We start from the raw sequence: 14,718 nt of genomic DNA on the forward strand, positions 1-14,718 counted from the left end.
CGGGAACGTCGTGGAGGTCGGGGTTCAGCTGGTCACGCGGAAGGTGGCGTCGGCACGGCTCTGCGTATCGGGGAGCGGGTCGAGCCGGAGCAGGTAGCCGTAGTGCCGGATGTAGCGATCCGGGTGGCTGTAGGACTGGAATGACGTCCACGAGGAGTTGGCGAGGCCGGCGACCTGACGGAAGGTGGAGTCGGCGGCGAAGGTGGTGGTGCCGTCGTTGGCTTCCAGCCGGAAGTCGAATCCGTAGTGGCGCAGGTAGTAGCCCGGGTAGTTGACCGACTGGATGGAGACCGTGCCGGAGCCGACCAGGCCGGGTACCACGCGCCACTGGCCGTCCTGGGCCGGGGTGACGTTCGGGTCGATGCGGACGTCGTAGTCGTAGTGCCGCACGTACCGGTCCTGGAAGTTGTACGACTGGATCCGGTTGACCGCGGTGACGGGCCAGCGGGCGAGCACGCGGTCCTGTTCGGCGGCGGTCAGGTTGAGGATCGTTCCGTGCCGCTTCTTGGTGCCACCCATGGAGTACGAGCCAGACGCCGGCAGTCGGTAGCTGCTCGCGCTGGACGGGTTGGTGGTCAGCACCGGCAGGTAGCCGCGCCCGCTGGCGTACTGGTCGAGGTAGAGCACCCACTCGTTGCGGTTGTTGTACTTCATCCACATCGGGCCCTCGACCTGGGCACCGGTAAGCCCGATGCCGGACAGGTTTCCGAGGCCCGTCCAGGTGCCGAGGATGGAGTTGCTGCCCTCGATGGCGATCTGGCCGTCCCGGGAGGCCCGAACGTAGCGGTAGGCGCCGGCGCCGGCCGGCACCTCGACGATCTGGGTGTCGATGATCTCCTGATTGCCGGGTCGGTTGATGTAGACCTGCGGCGTGGTGATGCTGCGGAAGTTCGCCGTGCGCGCGGAGTAGATGCGGTGCTTTGTCGCCCCGTTGAGCGGGACGTTCGTCGCCCAGTAGAGGACGTAGTCGTTGGTGTCCGGGTTCCAGATCGCCTCCGGCGCCCAGGCGTTGCGTCCGTCCGGGATCGCGCCAGCCACGTTCAGCAGCCACGGCGCGGACCAGTTGACCAGGTCGGTGGACTCCCACACGACGAGGTTGCGGCTGCCGTTGTTGATGGCGGTCGACCAGTCCTGGCCGCAGCCGATGCACAGGTCCGTGGCGATGATCCAGTACCTGTCGCCGCCGGGTGAGCGGACCAGTGCGGGGTCGCGGACGCCGCGGGTGCCGACTGTGGAACGCAGGACAAGCCCACCGTTGTTGAGGTCGGTCCAGCGGAGGCCGTCGGTGCTGTGAGCGAGGTAGATCTGTTGGTCGGTCGACGACTCGCCGGTGAAGTGCGCCATCAGGTAGCCGACGGTCGGGTCGAGCGCGGCCGCCTCCTTCGGTGTCGCCGCCGACCAGGTGGTGAACAGCAGGCACGCGGCGACCGCAACCGCGCCGAGCCGGGCGAGGACTCTCGACATGTGTCTCTCTCCTTCGCGCAGGGGCGTACGAGTCAGCTAGAGGGTCGGTACGACGGGGCGGATGGTGCCGTCGGTGTTGAACTCCATCCGGTCGATGGCGGTCTCGCGGTTGGTGCCGTTGCCGGCCGGCACGGCAAATCGGTGGTAGGCGATGTGCCAGGTGTCGCTGCCGGGCGCCCGGACCACCGAATGGTGACCGGTGCCCTTGATGCCGACCTCGAGCCGCTTCTGCAGCACCACGCCGCGTCTGGTCCACGGACCGAGGGGCGATGGGCCGGTGGCGTAGGCGACCCGGTAGTCCTCGCTACGCGTGTCGTTCTCCGACCACATGAAGTAGTACTGACCGTTGCGCTTGAACACGAACGGCGCCTCGTTGTAACCGGATGGCGTGACGACCCGTACCTGTGCCGCGTCGAAGGAGGTCATGTCGGCGTTCAGCCGTACCGCCCGTGCGACGCCCTGACCCCAGTACAGGTAGGACTGCCCGTCGTCGTCGGTGAACACCATGGGGTCGATCGCCTGCCCGCCGGAGAACTGGTCGCTGCGGATGAGCGGTCGGCCCAGCGCGTCACGGAACGGCCCGGCGGGGCTGTCGGCCACCGCCACGCCCAGTTGCTTGGCCGTGTTGCCGCTGGCCGCGCCGCCGCTGAAGTACAGGTAGTAGCGGCCGTTGGCGCTGGCCACGGCGGGTGCCCAGGCCGAGTTGTCCGCCCAGGACACGTCGGGGCCGTGGTCCAGGATCACGCCGTGGTCGGTCCAGTTGACCAGGTCGGTGGAGGAGAACGCCTTGTAGTAGGTGCCGGCCCAGCTCGCGTAGCCGTCGGTGGTCGGGTACAGGTAGTAGCGGCCGTTGAAGACGGCGATGTGCGGGTCGGCGAAGAGGCCCGGGATCACCGGGCCCTTGGTAGTCCTGGGCGCCCAGGGCGCGACGAGGCGGAATGAGCTGTCTGCCCGGAACGCGGCAGTGTCCTGGTAGGCGTCGATCCAGAGTGCGTAGTCGCGGTGCCGGATCCGCCGATTCGGATAGTTGTACGAGGCGAGCGCCACTGACCCGCTGACCGAGCCGTCCACCGCGCAGAAGGTGGCGTCGGCCCGGAACGTCGCGTCGCCGGTGTTCGGGTCGACCCGGATCCGGTAGTCGCGGTGCCGCAGGAACATGCCTGTCTTGGTCTGGAACGAGTAGCAGGTCGGCGACGCCAGGCCGTTGACCACGGTGAAGGTGGCATCGAGCTTGGTCTGGTTGGCGCTGCTGGAGGTCACCGGATCGAGCTGACCGAGATAGTCGATGTGCCGTACGTACCGTCCGGCCTGGTTGGTCGCCTCCAGCGAAACAGCGCCGCTCGGCAGCGTGGCGGCCTGCGCCGGTCCGTCGGCCACCACCACGACAGCTGCGGCGGCCACGGCGGAGAGTACGAGGAGGGTACGTAAGCGCATGCTCGATGCTCCCGACGGCGATGCCGCTGTCATACGCCGTGGAACCACGTCTCGACCCCTCTCAAAAAGATCATCTATGTTAGCGTTAACACAAGGCGACGTGATCGGGCTCGGGCTTTGGGACTCTGACGACGGCTGCCATACCCGCGCGGACACACTTGTGGTGCGTCACGCTGCTACAGGCACAATGTGTTCTGCTCGTTAAGTTCGCGTTGCGGACAAGTGTTAGCGATCGCATCTATCAGTGTCAAGGGATCGACCGTGGACGCTCCCCCGCGACCCCGTCACGCCCGAACCGTGGACCGCGCCACCGGGGCGTGCGTCGGCGAGGTGGTCCTCAACGACTGGGACCCCGTCAACCGCAGCTGCAACTTCCGCACGCTGCTCACCGCGACCGGCCGCGACCGTGGCCTGGGCACCGAGGCGGTGCGCCTGATCGTCGGCCACGGTTTCGAGAGGCTCGGTCTGCACCGCATCTCGCTGGAGGTGTTCGCCTTCAACCCCCGGGCGCGGCGGGCGTACGAGAAGGTCGGCTTCGTCGTCGAGGGTGTGCTGCGGCAGGTCCTGCGCGACGGCGACGACTGGGTTGACGCCGTGGTGATGTCGATCCTCGCGCCCGAGTGGGCGGCGCACCGGGGGCATCCCGAGCACCGAGACGCGTAGCCGGCGAAGACCGAAGGCGTCAATCCTGGATGGAGAAGGTCGCGACGACACCGCTGTGGTCGGACTTGGTGCCACCGACGATGTCGTAGCCGGTCATCCACATCAGCTGGTACTCGGGCAGCCGCTTCCAGAAGTAGACGTAGTCGATGTGCCGGTTGCCGTGCGTTCCGGTGCCCTTCTCGCCGTAGAGGTTGTAGTTGGAGCGCAGATTTGGCAGCTCGTTGGCCTCGAAGACCTGCCACGGGAACTTCGCGTACCCGTAGCTCCGGTCGGCGCTGAAGTCGACGTTGAGGTCACCACTGACGATGACCTGACCCTCGTCCTGCTTGTCGACCGCCAGTTCCTTGAGGCCCTGGAACTGCGCCTCGGCACACCTGGTGCGCGGCAGGTCCTCGGGCCGGCCGGCGGTTTCGATGCTGGCCACCGCATGGGCGTTGACGTGTGTCACGTTGCGGCCGGTGGCCTTGTGCCGGTACTTGACCCAGTTGTTGTAGCGCGCGGGCGGAACCTCGCCCGGACCGTTGGTGTCACAGACGAAAATCGAGCCCTTGTCGAGTACGTCGAACATGCTCTTCTTGGCGATCAACGCTTCGCCAGCCTGGTTGGTGCCGCCCGGCGCGTACAGCCACCAGCCGTTGTTGGCGGCCCAGTTCTCCAGGAACGCCTTGCGGGCACCGACCTCGTTGAGACCGACGAGGTCCGCCTTGGACGCGATCAGGTTCAGGTCGTGCGCGAAGTCAGCCTGGCTCAGCCCGTAGTAGATGTTCAGCGTCGCCGTCTTGAAACCCACGCTCGCGGCAGCCGCCGGGGCCGCCGGCAGCAGGGCCGCCACCAGCGCGATCGCGCCCGCGAGGGCGCCCAGGGCCCGGGCCGACCAGTCCGTTGTCCTGCGCATCGATGTCCCTCCGCACGGACCGCCGTGGGTGGCGGCCAACGCACACTATCGATTCGAGTCGACGCGACGCCGAACATCCGGTGACGAAGCATGGACAGTCCCGGGTCGACCGGTGCGGGGGTGACCAGCTCTCCCAGTGGCGGTGGTGGAGCTACGCGAAGGTGAGGCCGTCGGACCGGGCGCGTTTGAGCTCGGAGAAGGCCCGGCAGCCGGCGAGCAGGCGGGCGCCGTCGAAGACGCGGACGGCCTCCTCCCCGCGAGGGATCGAGGTCAGCACGGGGCCGAAGAAGGCCACGTCGTCGACGACGACCGTCGGGGTGCCGAGGTCCTCGCCCACCAGTTGCTGCGCGCGGGCGGTGCTCGCCCGCATCCGCGGGTCGACGTCGCTCCGATGGGCGACGTCGGCCAGGTCGGCGGGGAGACCGGCCTCGGCCAGGGCCAGCGGGACGACGGTGTCGAAGTCCTTGTCGCCGGCGTCGTGGATCCGGCGACCGAGCGCCGGGTACAGCCGTGCGAGGGCGGCGGGGCCGTGTTGTGCGGCTGCCGCCACGCACACCCTGGCCGGCCCCCACGCTCGGTCGTTGAACTCGCGGTACCACGGCTCCAGGTCGCGATGCTCGTTGATCACCGCGAGGCTCATCACCTCGAACCGCAGAGCGAGCGGCCGCATCTTCGCGACCTCCATGAGCCAGCGGGAGGTGATCCAGGCGAACGGGCAGGAGGGGTCCACGTACGCCGTGACCATCGGAGCTGACGTTCGCGTCGAGTTGTCTTCCACGGAAGGCAATTTATCTTCCCCGGAAGGTAAGATGCAACAGTGAATGAGGACCGGATCGCCGACATCGTCGGCCAGTGGGCCCGGGAGCGACCGGACCTCGACCCCACCCCGTTGCTGATCATCGGTCGCATCCAACAGATGGCCGCCGCACTCGACACCGCACTGCGACCGCCGTTCGCTGCGGCGGACCTGGGCAACGGCGACTTCGACGTGCTCGCCGCGTTGCGCCGCGACGGCGCGCCGTACACGCTCACGGCGGGCGAGTTGAGCCAACGGATGCTGGTGACCACCGGAGCGGTGACCAAACGGGTGGACCGGCTGATCGCCCGTGGCCTCGTGTCGCGCTCGGTCTCCGCAGCCGACGCGCGCGGCAGAGTGGTCGGGCTGACTCCCGCCGGAGTGGCGTTGACCGATCGTCTCATCGAAGAACATCTCGCCAACGAGGCGGCCATCCTTCGTGGCCTCGGCGACAGCGACCGCAGAACGCTCGAGCGCCTACTCGCGGCGATGAATCGGGCCCTGGACTCCCGAGATCCTGGTCCTTAGGGCGAGGTCAGGCCGGATGGTGGGCCCGGCCGTGGTCGGCCAGCCACGAATTATCATTTCGCCATGGACGACACCACCCGCGGCGTACGTATCAGACGCGGTGGCCTGGCCGACGCACCCGCCGTGCTGGACATGCTCGACGCGGCGGTGGCCTGGATGAATGGTCGCGGCAACACCGAGCAGTGGGGCACGACCCCGTTCTCCGAGAAGCCCGGAGGGGCCGACCTGGTCGACCGCTACCTGACCGAGAACCTCCCGTACATCGCGGAGGTGGACGGGACGCCGGCCGCAGCCCTGGTGTTGGACTCCGGACCCGACCCGCGGGCACCGATCGCGCCTGCGGACGAGCCCGAGCGGTACGTCCGCCTCCTGGTCTCCGACCGCCGAGTCGCCGGCCGGAATCTTGGGTCGGCCCTGTTGGCACACGCCGTGGAGGAAACCCGGCAGGCCGGCGTGCGGTTGCTACGGGTCGACTGCTGGGCGGGCGGCGGTGGCGAGTTGGTGGCGTACTACGAGCGCCACGGGTTCACTCCCACCGAAACCTTCCTGGCTGGATCCTGGCCGGGGCAGGTTCTTGCCCAGCGGGTTCCGACCGCCCGCTGACGTCGCTATCCGCTGGTGGACTCCAGCTGATCGAAGGCCATGCTCCACCAGGACTTCGGATCGGCGAACGCGGACGAGTCGACGGCCGTCAGTTCCTCGCGGATCGCGGCGGCGCGGGTGGCGCGAGCCCGACCGCCCGGGTCCGTCGCGATGAGCTGCCCGAGCCGGTAGAGGAACTCGACGAACGCGGCGAAGGTCGCGTTCACCGCCTCGAAGTTGGGGGTCTCCAGGTCCAGCAATACGACGGCTCCGGTCAGAGTGTCGAGGCAGAAGAGCAGCTGCGGGTCCTCGGGCGAGCTGCCGAGGACGATGTGGATGCGCGGGCCGGCCTCGCCGATCTCGATCTTCAGCTTGGAGAACAACTCCATGCCGGGGACGTTGACGTCGACCGTGAACAGGATCGGCACGTCGACAGGGATCGCCCCGAACGGTGGGAAGACTTCTGGCGGCAGCGGGCCGAGGACGTCGTCGAACCGGTCGAGCGGAAAGTAGATCATCCCGTCGGCGCCCCAGAGCGCCGTGAGCTCCTCATGTGTCGCGGTCAATCGTCCGTCTCCTCGTCCTCGTCGCCCGGCGTGGTCAGGCCCTGCTCGTCGAGGAAGCCCCACCACTCGTCGTCGTCGCTGTCGACCTCGCCGTACCCGGCGCCGAAGACGTAGTAGGCGAGGAACGAGTCGAGGTCCGGTGCGACTTCGAAGAACGCCTCACGCATGAACCACTCGTCGGTGGTCTCCGCCGGGAAGTACCAGACCGCGCCGGTGTCGCGTCGGATCAGCAGCGGCTCGTCGTTCAGCGTGCCGAAGACCAGCCACTCGGCGGGTTCGTCGGCGACGCCGGTGAACTCGGGCATCAGCTCGAGGTAGTACTGGATACGGTCGAGTCGCGCAGCCGAGCGCAGGTCGAACCCGCCGGCCCGGAGGCCGTTGGTGGTCTCCAGCAGCTCCCGGACCGACTGCGGCAGACCGGCGGGAATCTGGTCGGCCGGAGCGCCCTCGTTGAGCTGGGCCCACACCAGCGTCGCCGGCTGGTCCGCCTCCAGGTCGGTGCGCAGCTCCGCGATGAGCTCCCGCAGCTCGGGGTTCAATCCACTACCTCTATCCGGATCGGGGTGCCGTCGGGCAATTTCATGATCTGTTGACGGATCTGCCGGCCGACATCCTCGTTTGTATGACCGTGCAGGAGCTTCAGATTACTAACGTCGTCGGGGCCGCCGAGTTGCAGCTCCCACACATGGTCGGGATGCTGGTCGGTGAGCCGCTCGGAGAGTCTGTTCGCCAACTTCTTGTCGTGGGGCCAGTACTTGTCGAAGATCTTCTGCCGGATCCGAGCCTTGTAGGCTTTCGTGATCGATTCGTCCCGGGCAACCGGGTTCGCCTGCTTGAACAGCTTGCCCTCGTCGCTGAGCTTCTTCAGCGCGTTCATCTTCCGGTCGAACTGGGCGCGCGCGTAGGTCGGCTTGCGCTGCACCTTGATCGTGACCTCGGGCAGGTCGTTGTTACGCACGACCGGCTTGGCGGCGGCCTTCTTCACCGCCGCACGGACAAGCTTGCCAGCCTTCGGCTTGCCCGCTCCGCCGCGTTGTTTTGAGCTCTTCGGCGCCCTGCTAGGCATCGAGGAGTTCCTGGATCACCTGGTCGATCAGCAGGCCGACGATCTCCCGCGTGATCATCTGGAAGATCGGGATCTCGGCCAGCGACGCGCCGAACGTGACGACGGCGGTGGCGATCGCCTGAGCCACCGCGAACGCGAGGATCGCCAACTGCACTATCACTTGGATCTTCAGCGCGAGCACGATCGCGGCGGCGATGATCATCCCGGTGCCGATCAGCATGGCGGCCTGGGAGTAGTCCGGCAGCGTTCCGGGACCATTCTCCGGGTTGGACCACCATTTCTGGAACGCCTGCATCGACTCGCCCTGGTGCTGCGACCAGACCGCCGCCGCGGCCGAACCTGCCTCCCCGGAGGCGTTCGCGACCGTGCCGGAGAAGTCCAGCCAGGCATGGCCCATCTCGAACAGCTTTTCCTCGTCGGCCTCGGGCCAGGTGTAGCCGATCCAGCCGAGTGCCGTGATCAGCTCACCCGGCAGTTGGAGTCCCATCTCGTCACCCCAGCATTCCCTGGATGTCCCGCAACGCGCCCGCGGAGGCTTCCTCGACCAACTCGAAGTTGTCGGCCATCTGCGTCAGGTCGCTGCCGGCCGAGCCGATCTCCTCGGCGGCCACGCCGATGCAGTCCAGGACCCAGGTGGACGCCTCCGTGTACGCGATGCCGATCAGCGAGCCGATGTCGTCGGCGCCCCACGGCTCGCCGTACCCCTGCATCTGTGTCTCGAAGCTCTCCAGCTGCCCGATGAAGCGTTCGGCGGCGCCGATGACCTCATCGCCGCCGGAACGCAGCAGCGCGGGCTCGACCTCGAAGCCGTTCATCGGGAACCTCCTCGGGCCATCCGCTCCTGCGCGTCCGTGAGCGCCTGCAGGAACGCGCCGAGCCGCGGCACGGCCGTGTCCCGGACCTGCTCCAGCTGCTCGGTGAGCTGCGAGAGGTCGCCGGAGGCCACCGCCGGGCCGCCGCCGCGCATCGAGTCGATCGCCGCGTTCACCGCAGCGATCACGTGGTCGCAGACCTCGGCCGAGCCGAGGCGCATCATCCGCGGGTCCAGCGTCAGCGACTCCAGCCGGCCATCGGCGCCAAACTCGGCACGGACCTGCCCCTCGGCGGACTCACCCACCCGGCGCAGACGCGCGGCCTCCTCGTCCTCCGGGGCGGTGTTGGTGGCGCGCAACGCGCCAACCGTCGCGTCCAGCATGCGAGCGAACTCCCCGCTCGCCGGCCCATTCACCGACATGCGCCCTCCATCGATCGCGTCCGAAACAGTGGAAAGCCTAGTCAGATCCGGCAAGCAGTGTGGTCCCGCGAGGCAACGCTACATCGACGCTCATCGACGGCTGCGGGGGAGCCACAGCAGGCCCACCACTGCCGCTGTGGCCGACAGGAGAACAAGCTTCAGCCACGGGCCGCCGTCGCCCAGGTGTGGCATCGTCTCGTCGGCGAGGTTCCATGCCGCGTGCATCAGGATCGCCGCCGGGACACCACCGCGCAGGCGTTCGGTGACGAAGAGCATGAGGTAGGTGAGTGGAAAGAGCCCCAGGAAGAACACCGCTCCCTGCTGGGTGAACAAACCTTCGTCGTGCTGCCCGGTGCCAGGCAGGAAGTACAGCGGCACGTGCCACAGGCCCCAGGCGGCTCCCAGCACCAGGGTCGTCACCATCCGGCTGTAGGACTGCCTCAGGCGTGGCTGTACGTACCCACGCCAGCCGAACTCCTCCGCCACCGGCCCTGCGAGCAGCGTGTAGGCCAGCGCGATGAACGGTCCGCCCACACCGGCGACCACCGAACCCGCGTGCTGCGGGATCGCCGACAGGTCGTTCAGGTTCACCAGGACCGCCGCACCCACAGGGGCGACCCCGCCCAGCAGTACCGCCACCACTGACGTGCCGAGCGACCATCGCGTGCGGGGGCCCGGACGCCTTTCCCCGCGGCGCCGCAACCACAGGATCAGCGCGGCCAGGGACGGGCCGCTCGCCGCGAGCGCGAACACCAGAAGTCCGGGGCCCTGGTCGATGCTCACTCCCAGCACTCCCAGCAGTGCAAACGGGATCCAGGTCAGCAACAGACACACAGCCCAGAACTCCAGCAGCCGCCGGCGGACCAAGCCGCGTTCGGCGGGCAGATGAGGCGTCAGCGCGAATTCGTCCGCCACCGCGGCCCGGGTGACCGGACGGCGATGCCCACGCTGCCGTTGGTGCAACTTGGCCATGGTGTGCTCATCTCGTCGTCGCATTGATGATCACGACGCTACGAGGCTCCACAGTGCCCTAACGCTCCGGCTAGTCGGTGGACTGCCGGTAGGGTTAGCCCGCCTCGTCCCGCCACCGCGAACGTTCGTTTCCTCAGGCGGTGGCCAGCCGGACCATGAACTGGCAGCCGTCCGGGGTGTTGCGCACCTCGACCCGACCCCCGTGCGCCTCCACCAGGCCATGGACGATGGCCAGGCCGAGCCCTCCGGACGCCCCACCGTCACCGGGGCCGGGCGTGCGGGCCGGTTCACCACGGAACGCGATGTCGAACAGCCGGGGAAGGTCGGCCGGGGGGATGCCGCCGCAGGTGTCGGCGACCGACAGCCAGGCGTGGTCGTCCTCGCGGCCGGCTTCGATGCGTACGGTGCCGTCGGCTGGGGTGTAGCGGACCGCGTTGAGCAGCAGGTTCGCCACGACCCGAGCCAGTTCCGGTTCGCTCGCGGCGACCGTCGGCCACCCCGACTCGCTGGCGATCAGCTTGATCCGGCGCGCGTCGGCCAACGGGGTGGTGCTGGCCAGCGCGTCCGAGACCACCTCCCCGAGCGGCACCGCCGTCAACGACAACCGCAGCGCTCCCGCGTTGATCCGGGACAGCTCGAACAGGTCGTCGACGAGTCGGGTCATCCGGTCGGTCTCCAGCCGGATGCGTCGGTGGTACTCGTCGACAGTGTCCGGATCACGAACCACCCGGTCCTCCAGCGCCTCGGCCATGGCCCGCAGCCCGGCGAGCGGGGTACGCAGGTCGTGGGAGACCCAGGCGACCAGGTCGCGACGGCCCTTCTCCAGTTGCCGTTCCCGCTCCCGGGCCTGGTCGCGCCAGACCGCGGCGCGGGCCAGTCGACCGCCGAAGTGCCCGCCGACGGCGAGGCTGACCACCGCTGCCGCCGCGACGGTGATCAGGACCACCTCAAGGTCGTGTGCGGAGAGGAACATCGCCTCCGCGACCGCCATCACCCCGACCGCGACGGCGATCACAGTGGTGGTGAGCAGCACGCTGAGGTGCACGGTGATCGAGCTGCGTCGAAGCACGCGGAGCAGCACCGCGCCCGCGAGTCCGATGCCGAGTGCCGCGCCGAGGGCGATCGCGAAGATCAGGAGTACGTCACGCATGGGCCGGCTCGTAGCGGTAGCCGACGCCCCAGACGGTCACGATCCGCTGCGGATCGGCCGGGTTGGTCTCGATCTTCTCCCGTAGCCGGCGTACGTGCACGGTCACGGTCGAGTGGTCCCCGAAGTTCCAGCCCCAGACCTGCTCGAGAAGTTCGGCCCGGCGAAACACCCGGGACGGATGCCGCATGAGGTGGACGAGCAGGTCGAATTCGCGCAGCGTCAGAGCCAGATCGGTGCCGGCGAGGCGGGCGGTTCGGGAGGTCGTGTGCACCACCAGATCGCCGTCGGTGAGCGCCTCCGGCCGCTCGGGTGGCGCCCCAGCGCCGGCGCGACGGAGCACCGAACGGACCCGCAGCACCAACTCCCGGGGGGAGAAGGGCTTGGTCAGGTAGTCATCCGCGCCGAGCTGCAGCCCGAGGATCCGGTCGGACTCGTCACCGCGCGCGGTGAGCATGACGATCGGTACGCCGTCGGGCCGTACCCGCAGCGCCCGGCACACCTCCAGGCCGCTGATCCGAGGCAGCATGAGGTCGAGTACGACAAGGTGTGGTGCCTGCCGCTCCACGGCGGCGAGTGCCGCCGCACCGTCCGCCGCGAGGCTCACCTGGAAGCCGTCGTTCTCGAGGTAACGACGGATGACGTCGCTCACGGTCTGATCGTCGTCGACCACCAGCACGCGCTGCGTCACGAACCTTCCCCGTCCGGCCCCGTCAACGTCTCCCCCAGTTGTCCATCGACCCAGCGTAGCCACGCACCGGCGTCCGCCCGCACCAGCAAACCTTGCGAGGTTCTTACGGCTGCGTGCGGGGACCCGCGTGGGCGTACCCGAGGTCATACGGTGACCGGAATGCGGATACTTGTCACCGGTGCGGCCGGATTCATCGGCTCACACGTCGCCGACCTGCTCACCGAACACGGGCACGAGGTGGTGGCCGTGGACGCGCTCCTGCCCGAGGCGCACGGTGCGACAGCACCGCCCTGGACCGAGCGGCACGACCTCGTGGTCGGCGACGTACGCGACGGCGAGCTGCTGACCCGGCTCCTAGCCGGGGTCGACGCGGTCTGCCATCAGGCAGCCATGGTCGGCCACGGCCTCGACCCGGCCGACGCCCCCCGGTACGCCGCACACAACGACCTCGGCACGGCCACCGTCCTCGCGGCGATGCACGCCACCGGCGTACGCCGGTTGGTGCTGGCCAGCTCGATGGTGGTCTACGGCGAGGGCCGCTACCACTGCCGCGTCCACGGAATCGTCCGGCCTGCCGGCCGGCGGGCCGCCGATCTGGCCGAGGGCCAGTACGAGCCGACCTGCCCGCGCTGCGATCAGGCGCTCTCCCCCGGTCTCGTGCCCGAGGACGCACCGTTGGAGCCGCACAGCACGTACGCCGCCACCAAGCTGGCCCAGGAACACCTCGCCGGCGCCTGGGCCCGGCAGACCGGCGGATCGGTGTGGGCCCTGCGGTATCACAACGTCTACGGTCCGCGAATGCCTCGTGACACCCCGTACTCGGGGGTCGCGTCGATCTTCCGGTCGGCCCTGGCCGGCGGGCGACCGCCCCGAGTCTTGGAGGATGGTCGGCAACGGCGCGACTTCGTGCACGTGACCGACGTGGCGGCGGCGAACCTGCTGGCCCTCACGACACCGGCTCCGGATCCCCTGACCCCGGTGAACGTCTGCTCAGGTGAGCCGCACACCGTCGGCGAGTTGGCCCACGAGCTGGCGTCGGCGATGGGCGGGCCGTCACCGGTCACGGTCGGGGGCGGGCGGACGGCGGACGTACGGCACGTCGTGGCCGACCCGGCCCGTGCCACCCGGCTGCTTGGTTTCACCGCCCAGGTCGGCTTCGCCGCCGGCATCGCCGACTTCACCACCGCTGTGATGCGGGATCCGGCATCCCTCACGACACCGTCAACAGTAGGTGGTTGACGGCGAGGGCCGTGGCCGCCTGGGCGGCCAACCACCACCGTCGGTGACCGTGGGGCAGGTGCGCGGTGGCGACCAGCAGCCAGACGGCGAACGGTAGCCAGATCCGCTCGACCTCGGCCTTGCTGAGCCCGGACAGGTCCGCCGCGAGCACCGCCGCCGTCGCCGCGACGGGCAACCACACAGTAGGTCCGGCGCTGGCGATCCGCTGTCGGAGGGCCGCCGCGCGCGGTGGGTGTGGTGGTCGGATCGGCACGGCGGCCACCGCCCGCCGCAGCGCCGGCCCGACCACCGGGCCGGCGGAGAGCAGCAGAGCGGCGAGATTCGCCCAGACCCAGTAACCGTATGGACGCTCCGCCGCCCAGCCCTGGTAGTAGCGACGTGCCACCAGGTGGTAGCCGTCCAGCCACCAGAAGCCGGCGAGGGTGAACGCGGCGACCACGGCCGCGACCGCCGTCGCCGCGACCAGGAGCACGCCGAGACGGTCCCGCGCCCGGAGCAGCACCACTGTCAACGCGAGCAACCCGACCAGGACGAACCCGTACGACAGGTAGAGCGCGAAGCCGAGCAGCAACCCGCCAAGCGCGGCCCCGGGTCGACCGCCCACCGCCAGCAGCGCCAGCCCGGCCGCGACCACCGCGGCGAAGATCCCGTCCGCGGACGCGCCCACCCAGACCGCCCCCGGGAGGAGAACCAGGAACGGCCACACCGCCCGGGCCGCGTCCTCGGCGCCGAGCGCCCGCAACGTCACCGGGACCGACACGCAGACCGTGGCGCCGAGCAACACACAGGCGAGCCCGGCGGCGGTCCCGCCGCCCAGGCCGATCCGCTCCAACCAGACGAAGAACAGCAACGCTCCCGGTGGGTGAGCGGCGGCGTGGGTGGACCACGAGTCGGGTTGGAAGTCGAGGATACGGTCGGCGAAGCCGGACAGCATGATGCCGACATCCGTCACCCGGGGCACCTCGTGCAGGTACTCGGCCTGCACGGTGAGCCGTTCGGTCAACCCGGCGGACCAGCCGTCCACCAGGGCCAGCGAGAGCGTCCAGAGCACCGCGGCGAGATAGCCGACCCCCAGCAGCCGCGGCCACGGCGTCTCGGTTCCCCAGCGCGTGCCACGCCAGACGAACAGCGCCGCGACGAGAAGCGCGGCGGGGGTGCCGGGGCCCAGATGGGGTTGCCAGGAGGCGTAGAGCGGCGCGGCGTCGGCATGCAGCCGGACGCCCTGATGGTTGAGCAGCGCGCCGACGGCGACGGCGACGGCGAGCAGGGCCACCTCGGCGCCGAGGACGATCAGGTCGGCGGACCGGGGTCGTCCCGGCCGGGTCATCATGGTCATGGTGACGGCCGACGATACGACCTCTGACCAGGCATCCGACAGCCAGACGTGGATACGTCAGGGAGTCGTAAGATCCGCTGCCGCGTAAGCGATTCGTAAGGAGGA

General features: G+C 69.2%; 18 protein-coding genes. 4 read left to right on the plus strand and 14 right to left on the minus strand.

Annotation, left to right across the window (positions count from 1 at the left end; all coding sequences use genetic code 11):
* Positions 1 to 24: 24 nt before the first annotated feature.
* Positions 25 to 1,464, minus strand: a complete 1,440-nt coding sequence (locus KBX71_RS03915) for a glycoside hydrolase family 43 protein (protein ID WP_210816553.1) — start codon at positions 1,462 to 1,464, stop codon at positions 25 to 27.
* Positions 1,465 to 1,500: 36 nt separating this feature from the next.
* Complete coding sequence (locus tag KBX71_RS03920; RefSeq protein WP_210816554.1) at positions 1,501 to 2,898, minus strand: family 43 glycosylhydrolase; 1,398 nt, start codon at positions 2,896 to 2,898, stop codon at positions 1,501 to 1,503.
* A gap of 261 nt (positions 2,899 to 3,159) precedes the next feature.
* Here KBX71_RS03920 and KBX71_RS03925 point away from each other — a divergent pair, with 261 nt between their 5' ends.
* A complete protein-coding gene (locus tag KBX71_RS03925; RefSeq protein WP_307846950.1) occupies positions 3,160 to 3,561 on the plus strand; it encodes a GNAT family protein in 402 nt (133 codons plus the stop codon).
* Positions 3,562 to 3,580: 19 nt separating this feature from the next.
* Here the strand turns inward: KBX71_RS03925 and KBX71_RS03930 are convergent, their stop codons facing one another.
* Together KBX71_RS03930 and KBX71_RS03935 are read right to left on the minus strand one after the other, a co-directional pair.
* On the minus strand, positions 3,581 to 4,456 hold the full coding sequence (locus KBX71_RS03930) for an endonuclease/exonuclease/phosphatase family protein (RefSeq protein ID WP_210816555.1): 876 nt from the start codon (positions 4,454 to 4,456) through the stop codon (positions 3,581 to 3,583).
* A 151-nt stretch (positions 4,457 to 4,607) separates the two neighbouring features.
* Positions 4,608 to 5,201, minus strand: coding sequence for a disulfide bond formation protein DsbA (locus KBX71_RS03935; protein ID WP_210816556.1), 594 nt, complete (start codon positions 5,199 to 5,201; stop codon positions 4,608 to 4,610).
* Positions 5,202 to 5,273: 72 nt separating this feature from the next.
* Here KBX71_RS03935 and KBX71_RS03940 point away from each other — a divergent pair, with 72 nt between their 5' ends.
* Together KBX71_RS03940 and KBX71_RS03945 are read left to right on the plus strand one after the other, a co-directional pair.
* Positions 5,274 to 5,780: a MarR family winged helix-turn-helix transcriptional regulator gene (locus KBX71_RS03940; RefSeq protein WP_210816557.1), complete on the plus strand. Its 507-nt coding sequence runs from the start codon at positions 5,274 to 5,276 to the stop codon at positions 5,778 to 5,780.
* A gap of 63 nt (positions 5,781 to 5,843) precedes the next feature.
* Positions 5,844 to 6,383: a GNAT family N-acetyltransferase gene (locus tag KBX71_RS03945; RefSeq protein ID WP_210816558.1), complete on the plus strand. Its 540-nt coding sequence runs from the start codon at positions 5,844 to 5,846 to the stop codon at positions 6,381 to 6,383.
* A 5-nt stretch (positions 6,384 to 6,388) separates the two neighbouring features.
* Here the strand turns inward: KBX71_RS03945 and KBX71_RS03950 are convergent, their stop codons facing one another.
* The 9 genes from KBX71_RS03950 to KBX71_RS03990 form a co-directional block, all read right to left on the minus strand.
* Positions 6,389 to 6,928, minus strand: coding sequence for an SUKH-4 family immunity protein (locus KBX71_RS03950; protein ID WP_210816559.1), 540 nt, complete (start codon positions 6,926 to 6,928; stop codon positions 6,389 to 6,391).
* Positions 6,925 to 7,467: an SMI1/KNR4 family protein gene (locus KBX71_RS03955; protein WP_210816560.1), complete on the minus strand. Its 543-nt coding sequence runs from the start codon at positions 7,465 to 7,467 to the stop codon at positions 6,925 to 6,927. The genes KBX71_RS03950 and KBX71_RS03955 overlap by 4 nt, the downstream gene beginning before the upstream one ends.
* Positions 7,464 to 7,994: an endonuclease gene (locus KBX71_RS03960; RefSeq protein ID WP_210816561.1), complete on the minus strand. Its 531-nt coding sequence runs from the start codon at positions 7,992 to 7,994 to the stop codon at positions 7,464 to 7,466. Before KBX71_RS03960 ends, KBX71_RS03955 begins: the two co-directional genes overlap by 4 nt.
* A complete protein-coding gene (locus KBX71_RS03965) occupies positions 7,987 to 8,481 on the minus strand; it encodes a hypothetical protein (RefSeq protein WP_210816562.1) in 495 nt (164 codons plus the stop codon). Before KBX71_RS03965 ends, KBX71_RS03960 begins: the two co-directional genes overlap by 8 nt.
* 4 nt (positions 8,482 to 8,485) lie before the next feature.
* Positions 8,486 to 8,809 (minus strand): hypothetical protein, encoded by a 324-nt coding sequence (locus KBX71_RS03970; RefSeq protein WP_210816563.1) that lies wholly within the window; start codon positions 8,807 to 8,809, stop codon positions 8,486 to 8,488.
* Positions 8,806 to 9,228, minus strand: a complete 423-nt coding sequence (locus tag KBX71_RS03975; RefSeq protein WP_210816564.1) for a YbaB/EbfC family nucleoid-associated protein — start codon at positions 9,226 to 9,228, stop codon at positions 8,806 to 8,808. The genes KBX71_RS03970 and KBX71_RS03975 overlap by 4 nt, the downstream gene beginning before the upstream one ends.
* Positions 9,229 to 9,318: 90 nt before the next feature.
* Positions 9,319 to 10,200, minus strand: coding sequence for a type II CAAX endopeptidase family protein (locus KBX71_RS03980; RefSeq protein ID WP_210816565.1), 882 nt, complete (start codon positions 10,198 to 10,200; stop codon positions 9,319 to 9,321).
* Positions 10,201 to 10,333: 133 nt separating this feature from the next.
* A complete protein-coding gene (locus KBX71_RS03985) occupies positions 10,334 to 11,350 on the minus strand; it encodes a sensor histidine kinase KdpD (RefSeq protein WP_124820069.1) in 1,017 nt (338 codons plus the stop codon).
* Complete coding sequence (locus KBX71_RS03990; RefSeq protein WP_307846951.1) at positions 11,343 to 12,038, minus strand: response regulator transcription factor; 696 nt, start codon at positions 12,036 to 12,038, stop codon at positions 11,343 to 11,345. Before KBX71_RS03990 ends, KBX71_RS03985 begins: the two co-directional genes overlap by 8 nt.
* A gap of 159 nt (positions 12,039 to 12,197) precedes the next feature.
* Between KBX71_RS03990 and KBX71_RS03995 the strand changes: the two genes are divergently transcribed.
* Positions 12,198 to 13,277 carry an NAD(P)-dependent oxidoreductase gene (locus KBX71_RS03995; RefSeq protein WP_210816567.1) on the plus strand — a complete coding sequence of 360 codons (1,080 nt, stop codon included), beginning with the start codon at positions 12,198 to 12,200 and terminating at the stop codon, positions 13,275 to 13,277.
* On the opposite strand, the gene KBX71_RS04000 is transcribed toward KBX71_RS03995, so the two are convergent.
* Complete coding sequence (locus tag KBX71_RS04000) at positions 13,249 to 14,613, minus strand: hypothetical protein (protein WP_210816568.1); 1,365 nt, start codon at positions 14,611 to 14,613, stop codon at positions 13,249 to 13,251. The genes KBX71_RS03995 and KBX71_RS04000 overlap by 29 nt on opposite strands.
* Between the last annotated feature and the right edge of the window lie 105 nt (positions 14,614 to 14,718).

Origin of the sequence: Micromonospora sp. D93, assembly GCF_018070365.1 — a bacterium.
In the GTDB taxonomy this organism is placed as follows: Bacteria; Actinomycetota; Actinomycetes; order Mycobacteriales; family Micromonosporaceae; genus Micromonospora; species Micromonospora ureilytica.

Excerpts from the sequence above, each read along its gene's own strand:
- KBX71_RS03915 (WP_210816553.1), bottom strand. The coding sequence starts at position 1,464 with ATGTCGAGAGTCCTCGCCCGGCTCGGCGCGGTTGCGGTCGCCGCGTGC.
- KBX71_RS03965 (WP_210816562.1), bottom strand. The coding sequence starts at position 8,481 with ATGGGACTCCAACTGCCGGGTGAGCTGATCACGGCACTCGGCTGGATC.
- KBX71_RS04000 (WP_210816568.1), bottom strand. The coding sequence starts at position 14,613 with ATGACCATGATGACCCGGCCGGGACGACCCCGGTCCGCCGACCTGATC.
- KBX71_RS03945 (WP_210816558.1), top strand. The coding sequence starts at position 5,844 with ATGGACGACACCACCCGCGGCGTACGTATCAGACGCGGTGGCCTGGCC.
- KBX71_RS03985 (WP_124820069.1), bottom strand. The coding sequence starts at position 11,350 with ATGCGTGACGTACTCCTGATCTTCGCGATCGCCCTCGGCGCGGCACTC.
- KBX71_RS03935 (WP_210816556.1), bottom strand. The coding sequence starts at position 5,201 with ATGGTCACGGCGTACGTGGACCCCTCCTGCCCGTTCGCCTGGATCACC.
- KBX71_RS03975 (WP_210816564.1), bottom strand. The coding sequence starts at position 9,228 with ATGTCGGTGAATGGGCCGGCGAGCGGGGAGTTCGCTCGCATGCTGGAC.
- KBX71_RS03930 (WP_210816555.1), bottom strand. The coding sequence starts at position 4,456 with ATGCGCAGGACAACGGACTGGTCGGCCCGGGCCCTGGGCGCCCTCGCG.
- KBX71_RS03960 (WP_210816561.1), bottom strand. The coding sequence starts at position 7,994 with ATGCCTAGCAGGGCGCCGAAGAGCTCAAAACAACGCGGCGGAGCGGGC.
- KBX71_RS03995 (WP_210816567.1), top strand. The coding sequence starts at position 12,198 with ATGCGGATACTTGTCACCGGTGCGGCCGGATTCATCGGCTCACACGTC.
- KBX71_RS03920 (WP_210816554.1), bottom strand. The coding sequence starts at position 2,898 with ATGCGCTTACGTACCCTCCTCGTACTCTCCGCCGTGGCCGCCGCAGCT.
- KBX71_RS03980 (WP_210816565.1), bottom strand. The coding sequence starts at position 10,200 with ATGGCCAAGTTGCACCAACGGCAGCGTGGGCATCGCCGTCCGGTCACC.
- KBX71_RS03970 (WP_210816563.1), bottom strand. The coding sequence starts at position 8,809 with ATGAACGGCTTCGAGGTCGAGCCCGCGCTGCTGCGTTCCGGCGGCGAT.